We start from the raw sequence: 13,500 nt of genomic DNA, 5'->3' as shown, positions 1-13,500 counted from the left end.
TCATAGTATAAAATAAGATTATTTTAAGGAGATGACAGCTATGGACGGTATTACTGTGACCGTTATCGTTATTATAAGTACAATCGCAGTTATTGAAGCGGTGAATATCTTTATGAAACTGCCGTGCCGTGACTGCTCTTGCGGATTTACCGCGCTGATTATTTTAGATAAAAATGACGATATAAGCAGACGTCTTGACAGCGTAATACATAAAGTAAGATGGACAGACGAAGAGCTTATAGGCAAGCTGATTATAGTAGATAACGGCATGTCGGAAGAACAGCTTGATATTTGCAGAAACTACTGCATTGAAAATAACTTTCTTGAAGTGGCAAAACCAAACGAACTTAAAAATCTAATATTTTCTATTGAAAAAAATAATGTAAAATAATTGCATTTCATGCAAAAAAAATGTATAATATAAGATATGATGTGTTATTTTGTTGAAAGGACTTGCAATGGAAGATCAGACTTTAAAAATAGAGGGTACGGTAGAAAATGTTTTGTTCCGCAACGATTCCAACGGATATACCGTTCTTGATATCGATACAGGCGGAGAGCTTGTAACCGCCGTAGGTGAATTAGGAGATGTTGAAAGCGGAGAAATACTGATTATCGAAGGAATTTATGTTACGCATCCGAAATTCGGAGTACAATTCAAGGCCGAATACTGTGAACGCAAGCTTCCCAACACATCTGTAAACATATGCAAATATCTGTCTTCCGGCGCTATAAAGGGTATCGGTCCTGCACTGGCTCAAAAAATTGTCGACGTATTCGGCGAACAGACTCTTGAAATTATGGAAAAGGATCCCAGGCGTCTCCTTGAAATCAAAGGCATATCCCCCAAAAAATGCGAAGACATTGCCAACGAGGTTCAAAAAATATTTAATTTAAGGCACCTTATGATTTTTCTTTCTCAATATGGAATTAAAGCGGGGTACGCTATGAAAGCATATCAGCAATGGGGATTGCAGGCAATTGAGCTTGTTAAAAGCAATCCTTATTGTTTATGCGGATATCCGATTAACATGCCGTTTAAAAAGGCTGAAGAGGCTGCCAAAGAAATGAACATTCCTTCAGATTCGCATAAACGGCTTCAGGCGGGATATACATATATACTTGAAGAAAACGCTAAGGCCGGGCATTCATGTATTCCGATAGATAAATTCGAAAAAATCTGTTGTCAGTATCTCAAAATCCGTCAGTCTGACTTTTACGACGTTTATAATGAAATGACAGACGACGAGCTTATTTTTGAATATTTGAAAAATGACAGAGGCTTTGTATACCTTGCAGATTATTATAATGCGGAAAGATATATTGCCGGAAGAATATCTGTTTTGAAAGCTTTTTCAAGTCCTGAGGATTACGACTATAAACAGCTTATAGACATGGAAGAAGAACAGAATAATATAAAATATGAAAAGCTTCAGCGTCAGGCTATAGCTACGGCTCTTTCAAGAGGCATCATGATTATGACGGGCGGTCCCGGAACAGGAAAAACAACTACTCTCAACGCTATAATATCATTATATGAGAAAAAAGGAGAAACAGTATTGCTTGCGGCTCCTACGGGACGAGCGGCAAAAAGAATGTCGGATCTCACCGGAAGAGAAGCAAGAACAATACACCGTATGCTTGAAGTAGGATATGATCAGAACGGAAAGCTCAAATTCAAGCATGACGAAAGCAATCCTCTTGAAGGAGACGTCGTGATTGTGGATGAGATGTCAATGGTAGACATAATCTTATTCGAAAGTCTGCTCAGGTCACTTAAGCTTAATTGCAGGCTTATTATGGTAGGCGACATTGACCAGTTACCGTCAGTAGGAGCCGGAAATTTACTGAAATCACTTATCGAAAGCAGATGTCTGCCGGTTATAGAATTAAAAGAAATTTTTCGGCAGGCTGAAAAAAGCTGTATAGTTACAAACGCGCATAAAATTGTAAAGGGTGAAATTCCGGATCTTTCTCAGAAAAATAACGATTTTTTCTTTTTTAAACGCACAGATCCTTCATTGGCTTTGAATCTTATAATAGATCTTGTCAAAAAAAGATTGCCGAAAGCATATAAATATTCTCCGACTGATGATATTCAGGTGATTTCACCCTCCAGAAAAGGCATACTTGGCGTTGTAGAGCTTAACAAGGCATTACAGGAACAGCTTAATCCTAAAGGTCCTTCCAAAAAAGAGGTTAAATCGCAGATTTATACCTTCAGAGAAGGAGACAAAATAATGCAGACTAAGAATAATTATGATATTGTCTGGAGCAAGGACGGCGAACAAGGAGCGGGCATTTATAATGGCGACATAGGAAAAATACTTAGTATAAATCGTGCAAGACTTGAATTAATAGTTGATTTCGATGGACGTATAGCCGTCTATACCTTTGATATGGCTGATCAGCTTGAGCTTGCATATGCGGTTACTGCCCACAAAAGTCAGGGAAGTGAATTTGAAGCTGTTATAATTCCGCTGCTTGGAGGTTTTGACAAGCTTTATTATAGAAATCTCCTTTATACTGCCGTTACCAGAGCTAAAAGATTACTCATAATCATAGGAGACGAGAAAATAGTATCCAAAATGGTTCTGAACAACAAGAGAACAAACCGTTATACATGCCTTACCGCTATGCTGAAAGAGGAAATGAGAAGCAATGAATAATATCTCACGTTTTATTCTGGATATCTTTTTTCCTAACCGCTGCCCAATATGCAGAAAATATATCGAATGGAATAAATTCATATGCAAAGACTGTGAAAACGTTCTGGAAACATATACAGAGGGTATATGCCGGCAAGATACGGAAAACGAACGCAGCTGCATAACCGCTCAATTTGATCGTATCTTTACATGCTATTATTACGAGGGCAAAGCAAAAGACGGTATTTTATCTCTCAAGGACGGTCACAAGGAATTCGGATATTATATTGGAAATCTTTTAGGTGAAAAAATTTCAGACAGCGGAATACGGGCTGACGCTGTGGTTCCCGTTCCGATGTCACGAGAATCGTACAGAAAGCGCGGCTATAATCAGGCAGAAATCATAGCTGAAAGAATATCTTCCGTTTGCAGCCTTCCCTTAATAACCGACAGTCTTTATAAAAATAAATCAGCGGCTCAGCATACCTTAGGGTTATCGGACCGTATTGAAAATACGTCTGCATACGGCCGTGGCAGCCGACGGCTTGACAATATGAAAATAATATTATGCGACGATGTTATAACTACCGGAAGCACGCTTAACAGATGCGCCGAGTTATTAAAGGAATTGGGCGCGTCTGTTATTTTCGCGGCTGCAGGGACAACAACAAAACTGAAAAAGGAATGAAAGAAATATGGCACAGGATATTGGAATAGATTTGGGAACCGCTAATATCGTTATTGCGGTAAACGGAAAAGGAGTCGTATTAAACGAACCTTCCGTAATTGCAGTTAATAAAAGGACAAATAAAATAGTGGCAATAGGCAAAAAGGCATATAGAATGGTGGGTAAAGCGCCGGAGTATATTTCCGTTATACGTCCTCTTTCATGCGGAGTTATTTCCGACGATGAAATGACTCAATGTCTAATAAGAGAGTTTGTACATAAGGCCAGCGGTCACAGGCTTGTTAAACCAAGAATAGTTATTTGCGTTCCGTCTTTTATAACTGACGTTGAAAGCCGTGCAGTTGTTGAAGCAGCCATGAACGCCGGCTCAAGAAAGGTTTATCTTATTCAAGAGCCTATAGCCGCAATGCTGGGCGCCGGTGTAAATATGTCTAAGGCAAGAGGTCATCTTGTAGTAGACATCGGAGGAGGCACTACTGACGTAGCGGTCGTTTCTATGAACGGAGTAGTAACCTCCCGTTCGATAAAAACCGCCGGAACAATGCTTGATCAGGCTATTGTAAGATATGTACAGAAAAGGCATAAGCTGCTTATAGGCGACAGAACAGCCGAACAGATAAAAAAAGAGCTTACAAATCTTTATGATCCCAGCGACGATGTCAGAATGAACATCGGAGGAAGGAATCTGCTTAAAGGTCTGCCGGAAATGATAAATATAAGTGAGCTTGAAGTATTCGACGCCATTGAAGACGAGGTATTTGAGATAGTTGACGCCATAAGAAATTTGCTTGAGGATACTCCTCCTGAATTAGTAGGCGATATTTATGAAAACGGTATTCTGCTGACAGGAGGCGGAGCAAATTTAGGAGGTATCGACAAGCTTATTAACAGAACTCTCGGTGTAAAATGCAATATTGCCAAGGATCCTATGGGATGCGTGGCAAGGGGAACTATTCAAGCCTTCAAACGTCTGGACAGTCTTCTTGACGGCTTTGAAAACGTCGCTCTTTATCAATATAAATAACAAAAAACTGACGCCCTGTAAAGCGTCAGTTTTATTTTTATTCAATTATTACATCAGGAACAGACTCCTCGGGCTCGTCTGCCGGGGGATCTGTTGCAGGCGTCTCCGGTTCGGGAGCCTTGGTCGGCGCTTCCGTCGGAGGCTCTGTAGGCGCTTCCGTAGGCTCTGGATTCTTAGCGTAATAAACCGTTAAAATTTCATCATCGGTTATATTAATTTCCTTACCCGGACCCGGACTTACTTTAGTAACATATCCGTCCTCATATTCATAATTAATCTCAGTTACTTCGGTATAAGGTATATTTAACTCATCAAGAAGCTCCGTATATTCATCAAATGTATAGCCTTCAAAATCAGGAACCTCAACCTTTTCAGTTCCCTTGCTGACTTTGATTTTTACCGTATCTCCTTCTTTGATTTTCTTTCCCTTCTCAACTTCCTGCCAGAAAATCAAGCCTTCCTGATATTCTCCGTTATATTCAAAATCAGCGCTGATTTTGATATTATATTTTTCTTCGATTTTTGATTTAATATCCTCATATCTCTGTCCAATCAGATCCGGCATTTTATTTTCCGCTTTAGATTCCTTGGTTTCCTCCGGCTCTGTTTCTTCAGTAATATCTACGATATTATCGCTTATTGAGCTTTCGTCGCTTGAATAATTATCTCGAAGCCTGCTGCTGTTATCTCCGGTAAATAATTTAAATAAAATTACGACTATCACCAGAATTATAGCCACAAGCAATACGCCGATTATAACAGGAATCTTTATTTTATCAAAGGTTGAAACATCATTTCCCTCAACCTCAGCCTCGTCATAATCGTCATAATCGTCGTATTCATCATCGTAATATCCGTCTTCGTCTTCCTCAGGCGAATACAAATTTTCATCATCAGTATACTGATCGTTTTCATATATACCGTTTCTTGATATAGTAAGCGTCTGAGTCTGACCGATACCTATTGCAGGCTGATCAAACAACGCTGTAACAAGCTCTGTTATTGTCTGTATCCTGTCATCTCCCGAAAGACTCATGCCCTTCATAATAACATCCGATACATGCTTTGGTATATTTGAATTTAGCTCCTGAGGCGTATATAGATTATCCTTCTCCAATCTTACATTTGCAGAATCAGGCTTGGATCCCGTTAAAATTCTATATAGAACAGCGCATATACCGTAAACATCCGTCCATGTTCCCTGGCGGCTTGCCGCTGAATACTGCTCGGGTGCAGCATAGCCTGAGAATATTTCATTTTTTAGTTCGGTATTAGCCGTTCTGACTGCCGATATACAGAAGTCAGTAAGCTTTAATTCGCCCTTATCAGTAACATATATAGTATCCGGACTAATTCCCCTGTGTAAAACTCCGGCATTATGTACAAGACTCAAGGTAGTAAAAAGAGGCGGAAACATTGCGGAAACCTCGCTCCAGCTCAGCTCCCCTGCATTTTCCTTCAGATAATCAACAAGCCTGACTCCGTCAATATATTCATATACCGCATAAGTCGAATTATTCTCCGCAAACAAATCAAGAGTAGGCGATAAATGACTGCTCAGGCTTCGCATTTTGGCAAGGGATTTATTAAGCTCGGTATATTCAGCCATGAGCGCCTTGTACTGTGCAAGATTATTATAATTTACGCTTATAGTAGGCTTGCCCTTTACTCTGACGCATAATCCGTCAGGCATATATTCGTTAAGCAGCACCTTGCAGCTAACTGCCGTATCATACGCTATATAAGTAGCTCCCTGACCGTTTGAGCTCAAAAGCTTTCCGACCAGATATCTTTCATGAAGAACAGTTCCCGGTATAATATATGACGGAAGAGACGGGGTATTCTCTACATAGCCGCAATTCGGACAAACCTTGGCCGAACCCTTATTTTCCATACACCCCATACATAGTTTTCTTTCAACCATTCTGACCTCCGTAATTTATAAAAACAATAAATCATTATTAAGAAATTAACACATCATAAATTATTTTATCAGTTATCCCGAAGGTTGTCAATATCTAAGGCTATTAATTACCGTTTCATTTCCTAATTGTATTATTTCTGTAATCTTTTTTTATTATTTTTAAATAGATTTACAGGATTATTGTAAATTAATGCCGTATTATATAAGCCCTCGATTCATCATTTCCTGAGCTGCCAGCATAACTCCTGTTTTTCCGCTTGTATATGTAATTCCGCCCTGCATCCATACAGCATAAGGCTCTCTCAGCGGAGCGTCTGCCGAAAGCTCGATTGAAGCCCCCATATTAAAGGCTCCGGCGGCCATAATAACCTGATTTTCATATCCCGGCATATCCCACGGCTCAGGAGTTAAAAAAGAATCCACCGGAGCGCCCTTCTGTATTCCGTAGCAAAACGCCTTTAAAAGCTCCGGCTCTCCAAGCTTTACTACCGTTATAATATCGCCTCTGGTTTCCTTGGCGTCAGGAAAGCACTCAAATCCCAAAAGACTGAATAAGGCGGCGGCAAAATCCGCGGTCTTTTTAGCGTTTGCCACTATATCGGGAGCTAAAAACAGACCGAGGAACATTTCCTTATTCTGCGAAAGCGTACAGCCTACTTCCTTTCCCATGCCGACGCAGGTCAATCTGTAAGAGCATAGCTCAATAAGCTCTTTTTTACCGGCAATATATCCACCCGTACGGGCAATTCCTCCGCCGGGATTTTTAATAAGCGAACCGACTATTATATCGGCTCCCGCCTGAATCGGCTCAGCAGCTTCAACGAATTCTCCGTAACAGTTGTCCACCATAATAACCGCGTCCGGATTGGCTTTTCTTACTGCCGCGCACATCATTTCAATATCCGAAACCGTAAAAGCAGGTCTAAGAGAATAGCCCCTCGAACGCTGTATGTAAGCGACTTTGGCATTCTTAGACTTTTCAGATATTAAGTCATAATCCGGGGTTCCGTCTTCCTTCAGTTCAGCGCTGTCATATGTAACACCGAAATCGGTCAAAGAACCGTTGCCTTTTATTCCTCTGATACCTATTACTTCCTCAAGAGTATCATAAGGACTTCCCGTTATTGAAACAAGCTTGTCCCCTTTTCTTAAAATTCCCCACAAAGCCGTAGAAAGAGCATGGGTGCCCGAAACAAAATTATGTCTGACCAAAGCGTCTTCAGCTCCGAAAACCTCAGCATAGACCTTGTCCAAAATCTCTCTTCCTATATCTCCGTAGCCGTAACCGCTGCTTCCGTAAAAGCACTGCTCGCTAACACGATTATTAATAAACGCCGACAAAACCTTGGTTCCGTTATATTCCTTAATTTTATCTATCTCACTGAATACGCATTTTTTTTCCGCCTCTTCAGCAAGCTTTATAAGCCTTGGACTGAATTTAAAAAATTTGGTATTAGTCATTATACTGCAATTTTCCTTTCAATATATTGTCGCTGCCGTTTTTTGATTTCTCAAGAACATATTCCTCTGAAACAGCCTTAAATCCAATTTCCCTGTAAAAGCTTTCCCGTATATCCAAAGCATAAAGGACCGCAGTTTTTCCCTGCTGTTCAAGATAAGCTGCAAGCCAGGTAAGAAACCTTCTTGCAAAACCGCCGCCCCGCGAAGCGATTTTGGTTGCAACCTGTCCCACAAGGACATGGTTATCTATATCATACGAAATTGAAGCCGTCGTACATGATTTATATGTCATAACTCGGCTTATTCCATGCCTGATTCTATGCGAAGTATCCGCAAGCCAGAGCGAATAATCAGACAGATTAGGAAAGCCCTCGGTCAATATACCGTAAACATCGTCAAGAGCAGGATTAAAATCAATTTCAGACTCGTCGATTAAAGTCTGTTCGGAAGACGCAAGCTGAAACGTGGTTCTGTGCAGCCGATTATATTCCCTATTGGAAATCATACCGATTACCTGACTGGCACCTTCTATTCGAAAAGGTTTATACATATCAACAAAGGAATTTATCTCATCTTGGTCAAAATCCTCACCGTAAATCAGCATAGTTGAATTAATCACAAGAATAACGCCGTTTCCGCTCTTATAGAATCGGCAGAAATCGTATCCTGTTCCGTAAGCGTTTAAATAAGACAGCATCCGTCTTCCGCAGCAGCTTTTTTTAAGAAGCTCATACGATATATTTTCGGGATTTTCTATAAGTCTTATCATATGTCCATTTCAGCCGCCTTTTCAACAATTGCATAAATAATATCCGCGCAGGCTTTTAGATCCTTTTTATTTGCTATGCACGACGGAGAATGAAGATAACGGCATGGAGCCGAAACGGCAATTGTTTTAACGCCGCCTCTTGAGGTATGGATTGCTCCGCTGTTGTTACCTCCTGCAATCAGGCTTTTAGTCTGCCACGGAATACCCTTTTTCTCGGCCTGTTCAACAGCCGCGTTATATAAATCACGGTCATACATCGTACTTCTGTCCATAAAAGATACTACGGCTCCCTTCCCCAGCCTGCAGACCTGTTTGTTCTCAGATATACCGTCAATATCTGCGGCAGTCGTTGTTTCCACAGCAATTGCAATATCCGGATTAACTGTATACGCCGCCGTCTTAGCGCCTCTGAGCCCTATTTCTTCCTGAACTGTAAACGTAAAATACAAGTCGTACGGAAGCTCGCTGTTTATCATATCTATCAATAATGCGCAGCCAAAACGATCGTCTATCGCCTTAGATTTTATTATGTCGTCTCCTAATTCCGCATATTCTGAAACAAAATACGCATAGTCGCCGGGAGCCGCATATTTTTCAGCCTCTTTTCTATCAGCCGCGCCGATATCTATATAAAGAGAATCCATTTCCGGAGTTTTATCACGCTCTTCTGCCGAAAGATTATGAACCGCTTTTGCTCCGACCACGCCAATCAAACCCTTTGAGCCAACCGTTACCTGCCTTCCTATAACTACTGTCGGATCAATTCCTCCGACTTCAGAAAAAGTCAGGGCGCCGTCAGACTGAACAGAGGTAATAATAAATCCTACCTCGTCCATATGAGCGTCAAGCATAATTTTATTTTTAGGAACTTCCCTTCCCTTTTTAAAAGCTATTATGTTTCCCATACTGTCAACGGAATAATCCGCGTTATCCTTTATTTTATCTATTATAAAGGCTCGAACGGCTCCCTCGTCTCCGGAAGCTCCGTTTAAGCGGCAAAGCTCTTTAAGATTATTCAGCATTCAAAATCCCTCCTTTTATAAATTCAGCCAGCAGGCGTCCGGTATATTCCAAATCATCTATCTTAATTATTTCGGAGGGAGTATGCATATACTTTAAAGGAATAGAAACAGTTCCTGCCATGCAGCCGTTTTTGTTCACGCTGAACTGATCAGCGTTCGTGGAAGTAAGACCGTTCATAACCTCCGTCTGATACGGAATTTCTTTATCCTTGCATATATCTATAAGTTTATCGGATAACGCTCTTGAAAGAGACGGCGAAATGCCTATCATAGGACCCATTCCCAACTTTCCGCATTTATATTCACAGTCGCCCTGAGTATATGCAAAGCTTACATCTACCGCCAACGCAATATCCGGTTCCACATTAAACGCAGCCGTTTTCGCTCCTCTTTCGCCCAGCTCCTCCTGTACGGAAAATACGACTGTAAAGCCGGGAGTTTCAATATCCTTAAGAAGCTCAAGCGCATAGAATACTGACGCTGCTCCGCAGCGATCGTCAAGTGCGCAGCCGGTAACTTCATTATTAAGCAGTTCTCTGAAACGTGTATCAAAAGATATGGCGTCGCCGGGAGAAATCAACGATTTCGCTTTTTCGTAATCTAAACCCGCGTCAATAGCCATATCCTCTATTTTCAATACCTTATCCCTATCGCCGCCTGAAAGATGCGGCGGAACCGAGCAGACAGCGCCTCTCAGCTTTTTTCTTCCGTGTATAATTACTGACTGTGCCGACAGCAGACGTCTGTCTATACCCCCTACATTACCGAATCGTATAAATCCCTTTTCCGTTATGGAAGTAACAATCAGTCCCACCTGGTCAATGTGAGAATCTATCATTAAATACGGACAGTCGGCTCTTCTTTCTCCGAATTCTCCGATTACATTTCCCGATTTATCTATATAGCAGTTTGCCGTATAATTACGAAGTATATTCAACGCTACTTCTGCCGCGTTTCCTTCGCTTCCCGAAACTCCGTACGCTTGTGATAAATCTGAAAGTATTTCTTTTATATCCATCAGGAAAGCTCCTTAACTAAATTTTTAAAATGTATTCCTCTAGCCTCAAAATTAGGATATTTATCAAAGCTTGCACAAGCCGGCGAAAGAGTTACAATATCATTCTTTTCAGCAATAGCATGCGCCTGTGAAACTGCTTCCTCCATCGAATTGACACGAATTATTTTCAACTCACCGGGATTAAAACCTGCCGACGACTTAACCGCCTTTTCAATTTTATCTGCGGTAGCTCCCATTAATATAAGCGCTTTAACCTTCTTACAAACAGTTTCAGCCATAGGCTCAAAGGGTATTTTTTTATCGTATCCTCCCGCTATAACTATAAGCTTACGATTAAATGAATTAAGTCCCGCCAGAACCCTTGTCGGACTTGTGGCTATACTGTCATTATACCATTTAACGCCGTTAAGCTCCCTCACAAATTCTATTCGGTGTTCAACTCCGCCGAAATTTTCCGCCGTTTCTGCTATTATTTCAGCGTCAGCCTCGCCCCATACGGCGCTAATCGCCGCAAGATAATTTTCAACGTTATGAATGCCGGGGATTCTGATATTATCCTTATGGATTATACGGCTGACCGAGCCGTAATCGTTATAACAAAGGTATCCTTCGCTATCCAGAAAGGCTCCGCAATACGGAACATCCTTTCTTGAAAATTTTACAAGACAGCCTCTTACAAGATCGGATAGTCCGTTTGTTATGTCGTTATCCATATTCAAAACCGTTTTGCTGAAAGCGCCCTGATGCAAAATCAAATTCTTTTTACTGTCAATATATTCCTCCATTGTACCGTGTACATCAAGATGATTAGGCGCTATATTAGTCAGCACCGCCACGTCGGGAGATTTTCTCATTGATATTAGCTGAAAACTGGAAAGCTCCACGACTGCCGCGTCGTTTTCGTTTATTTTCTCTATATCCGGCAAAAGAGCCTTTCCTATATTTCCGCCCTTGAATACCTTTTTTCCGAAACGAGCCAAAATATCCGCAATTATTGTAGTTGTGGTAGTCTTTCCGTCAGAGCCGGTAACCGCATATATTTTACATGGACATAAATCAAAAAAAAGCTCCATTTCCGATGTAACAGCTACGCCGTTTTTTCTCGCTTCAATCAAAGCAGGATTATTAAAATACATTCCCGGCGCTCTGACTACAATGTCAAAATCACATAAAGAATCAAGATATTTTTCTCCCAAAATAAAATCGGCGCCGACTTCTTTCAAATCTTCATAGGTTTCGCCCATTTCCTTTTGACTCTTCCTGTCGCATACAGTTACGTCAATACCTTTTTTCAAAAATAATTTTATTAAATCTGTATTTGAAACGCCAACGCCTATAACCGCTGTTTTTTTATTTTTAACGCTGTTAAAAAACCGTTCAGATCTATTCATTTCTTGCCTCCAAAAATTATCATATATATATTTATTATATACATTTTATGAAAAAATAGCAACTATTTTTTTGAAATCAAGTTAAATATTGGTTAATAAGAAAAAATAATAAAATTCTCTTGACATTTATTATCTAATGTGTTATAATAATAAAGCTTTATGAAATGCGCCAGTAGCTCAGTTGGATAGAGTGACTGGCTACGAACCAGTAGGTCGGGGGTTCGAATCCCTCCTGGCGCACCATATTACACTGACAAAATAGATGAAAGTGCCTTAAAGCCCGTAATTACGGGCTTTTTTGGTACCCAAACGGCGAAAAAAAGAGGTTAAAAACCATAGATGAAAAAAGCCGAAAAACACCGGCTGACGGGATTCGAACTCTCGACATTTAAATATTTCAGAAGATTGAGGCATATTTGAGAAAAATAATCTCAGATATGCTCTTTGTAAATATAAAAAATAGTATTTGATTTTGTTCTCTAAAAATGACTTAAACTGTGAAAAGCCTTGCAAATACAGGCTTTTCCAAAGATTGTGGCAATCGAAATAATAAGAATTTTTACCGCTTTGGTGCCCAAATGGTACCCGGATTTCCTGTGGCGATATAAAACGATACGGGCAGATATAAGAAAAACATACTGTTCGAGAGCGAAAGCACTCGTTACTTTTGCTCTCTTGGTTACCACGCAAGCAGGGGCAGGCGCATTTGTCAACGGCGGCGCATTTATGCGACGTTCATCTTGACCGTTGACGAGGGCGGCTGGCTCTGCTACTTCATACAAACGCAAGGGAATAATAGAAAAATTCATATATAGGTGCTATAATATAAACATACAAAGTGGCAAATTTGAAGTTGGAGGACATTTATATGCAGTACTCAATATGTAAAAAATTTGACATAGACCAAATGTGCCATCTGCGAAAAAGTGTTGGATGGAATGAATTAAAAGCAATGATATCAAATCCCCAAATGGAAAATCTTTTCAGTATCATATGTACGGAAAACGGAAAAATGATAGGATTTTTGAATGTTGTAAGCAACAATGTGACTGATGCTTACATTCAGGATGTTATGGTTGCACCTGAATTCCAGGGAAAAGGCATAGGTACAGAGCTTATGAACAGGGCGATATCAGAAATCAAGGCAAGAGGCATCTATATGATTTCTGTAATATATGGAGAAGAAAAACTACGCTGTTTTTATGAGAAATTTGGTTTTTGCACCATGCTTTGCGGCCAGTTGGAGACCAGATTTGAACAATGACATAATGCGCAAAATTCCAGTTTGATGTGGGTTTGGGATATTCCCAACAAGCCAAAAACTCTCATTCTGTCGCGGACGAAAACGAGTGATTTTTACGGAAAGGGTACCCCTTTCCTATGCTTGCTACGGAACTTTTTGTAAAGGAACAGAATGGAAAGGATAATCTGAACAGGTAGCAACTTGCTTTGAAATGTTACGCAGTTAAAGAGTGTTTTTGAGAAAAAAGGTATAAACACCTTACCTCATCAGTTTTAGTGCTTATACTGCCTTTTCTGCAAGGAATATAAGCAC

Annotated in this window: 11 protein-coding genes and 1 tRNA gene; 6 read left to right on the top strand and 6 right to left on the bottom strand. The window is 40.4% G+C overall.

Annotated features, from left to right (window positions below):
• Positions 1 to 40 precede the first annotated feature (40 nt).
• From ACYQ0N_RS06630 to mreB, 4 genes are all read left to right on the top strand, one after another.
• Entirely contained in the window at positions 41 to 391 is a 351-nt protein-coding gene (locus ACYQ0N_RS06630) for a hypothetical protein (protein ID WP_177531274.1), read from the top strand.
• Positions 392 to 458: 67 nt separating this feature from the next.
• Entirely contained in the window at positions 459 to 2,669 is a 2,211-nt protein-coding gene (gene recD2 / locus ACYQ0N_RS06625) for an SF1B family DNA helicase RecD2 (protein WP_460162244.1), read from the top strand.
• Positions 2,662 to 3,336 (top strand): ComF family protein, encoded by a 675-nt coding sequence (locus ACYQ0N_RS06620; protein WP_460162243.1) that lies wholly within the window; start codon positions 2,662 to 2,664, stop codon positions 3,334 to 3,336. The genes recD2 and ACYQ0N_RS06620 overlap by 8 nt, the downstream gene beginning before the upstream one ends.
• A 7-nt stretch (positions 3,337 to 3,343) precedes the next feature.
• Positions 3,344 to 4,360 (top strand): rod shape-determining protein, encoded by a 1,017-nt coding sequence (gene mreB / locus ACYQ0N_RS06615; RefSeq protein WP_177531271.1) that lies wholly within the window; start codon positions 3,344 to 3,346, stop codon positions 4,358 to 4,360.
• Positions 4,361 to 4,397: 37 nt separating this feature from the next.
• On the opposite strand, the gene ACYQ0N_RS06610 is transcribed toward mreB, so the two are convergent.
• From ACYQ0N_RS06610 to murD, 6 genes are all read right to left on the bottom strand, one after another.
• Entirely contained in the window at positions 4,398 to 6,284 is a 1,887-nt protein-coding gene (locus ACYQ0N_RS06610; protein WP_177531270.1) for a PASTA domain-containing protein, read from the bottom strand.
• A 198-nt stretch (positions 6,285 to 6,482) separates the two neighbouring features.
• Positions 6,483 to 7,745: a methionine gamma-lyase family protein gene (locus tag ACYQ0N_RS06605; protein ID WP_460162242.1), complete on the bottom strand. Its 1,263-nt coding sequence runs from the start codon at positions 7,743 to 7,745 to the stop codon at positions 6,483 to 6,485.
• Positions 7,738 to 8,514 (bottom strand): GNAT family N-acetyltransferase, encoded by a 777-nt coding sequence (locus ACYQ0N_RS06600; protein ID WP_460162241.1) that lies wholly within the window; start codon positions 8,512 to 8,514, stop codon positions 7,738 to 7,740. Before ACYQ0N_RS06600 ends, ACYQ0N_RS06605 begins: the two co-directional genes overlap by 8 nt.
• Positions 8,511 to 9,536: a M42 family metallopeptidase gene (locus ACYQ0N_RS06595; RefSeq protein WP_460162240.1), complete on the bottom strand. Its 1,026-nt coding sequence runs from the start codon at positions 9,534 to 9,536 to the stop codon at positions 8,511 to 8,513. Before ACYQ0N_RS06595 ends, ACYQ0N_RS06600 begins: the two co-directional genes overlap by 4 nt.
• On the bottom strand, positions 9,526 to 10,554 hold the full coding sequence (locus ACYQ0N_RS06590; RefSeq protein WP_177531266.1) for a zinc-binding metallopeptidase family protein: 1,029 nt from the start codon (positions 10,552 to 10,554) through the stop codon (positions 9,526 to 9,528). Before ACYQ0N_RS06590 ends, ACYQ0N_RS06595 begins: the two co-directional genes overlap by 11 nt.
• Positions 10,554 to 11,945, bottom strand: coding sequence for a UDP-N-acetylmuramoyl-L-alanine--D-glutamate ligase (gene murD, locus ACYQ0N_RS06585; protein ID WP_460162239.1), 1,392 nt, complete (start codon positions 11,943 to 11,945; stop codon positions 10,554 to 10,556). Before murD ends, ACYQ0N_RS06590 begins: the two co-directional genes overlap by 1 nt.
• Before the next feature lie 166 nt (positions 11,946 to 12,111).
• Between murD and ACYQ0N_RS06580 the strand changes: the two genes are divergently transcribed.
• Positions 12,112 to 12,188 (top strand) — tRNA-Arg (locus ACYQ0N_RS06580).
• Between the two features lie 625 nt (positions 12,189 to 12,813).
• On the top strand, positions 12,814 to 13,209 hold the full coding sequence (locus tag ACYQ0N_RS06575; RefSeq protein ID WP_460162238.1) for a GNAT family N-acetyltransferase: 396 nt from the start codon (positions 12,814 to 12,816) through the stop codon (positions 13,207 to 13,209).
• The last annotated feature ends 291 nt before the right edge of the window (positions 13,210 to 13,500 follow it).

This window comes from Ruminococcus sporogenes (assembly GCF_054655175.1).
The sequence above is the reverse complement of the archived record's forward strand: the minus strand, read 5'-3'. Positions and strand labels throughout refer to the sequence as shown.

Coding starts and splice junctions, on each gene's coding strand:
- ACYQ0N_RS06590 (WP_177531266.1), bottom strand. CDS start 10,554: ATGGATATAAAAGAAATACTTTCAGATTTATCACAAGCGTACGGAGTT.
- ACYQ0N_RS06575 (WP_460162238.1), top strand. CDS start 12,814: ATGCAGTACTCAATATGTAAAAAATTTGACATAGACCAAATGTGCCAT.
- ACYQ0N_RS06595 (WP_460162240.1), bottom strand. CDS start 9,536: ATGCTGAATAATCTTAAAGAGCTTTGCCGCTTAAACGGAGCTTCCGGA.
- mreB (WP_177531271.1), top strand. CDS start 3,344: ATGGCACAGGATATTGGAATAGATTTGGGAACCGCTAATATCGTTATT.
- ACYQ0N_RS06605 (WP_460162242.1), bottom strand. CDS start 7,745: ATGACTAATACCAAATTTTTTAAATTCAGTCCAAGGCTTATAAAGCTT.
- recD2 (WP_460162244.1), top strand. CDS start 459: ATGGAAGATCAGACTTTAAAAATAGAGGGTACGGTAGAAAATGTTTTG.
- ACYQ0N_RS06610 (WP_177531270.1), bottom strand. CDS start 6,284: ATGGTTGAAAGAAAACTATGTATGGGGTGTATGGAAAATAAGGGTTCG.
- ACYQ0N_RS06600 (WP_460162241.1), bottom strand. CDS start 8,514: ATGATAAGACTTATAGAAAATCCCGAAAATATATCGTATGAGCTTCTT.
- ACYQ0N_RS06620 (WP_460162243.1), top strand. CDS start 2,662: ATGAATAATATCTCACGTTTTATTCTGGATATCTTTTTTCCTAACCGC.
- murD (WP_460162239.1), bottom strand. CDS start 11,945: ATGAATAGATCTGAACGGTTTTTTAACAGCGTTAAAAATAAAAAAACA.
- ACYQ0N_RS06630 (WP_177531274.1), top strand. CDS start 41: ATGGACGGTATTACTGTGACCGTTATCGTTATTATAAGTACAATCGCA.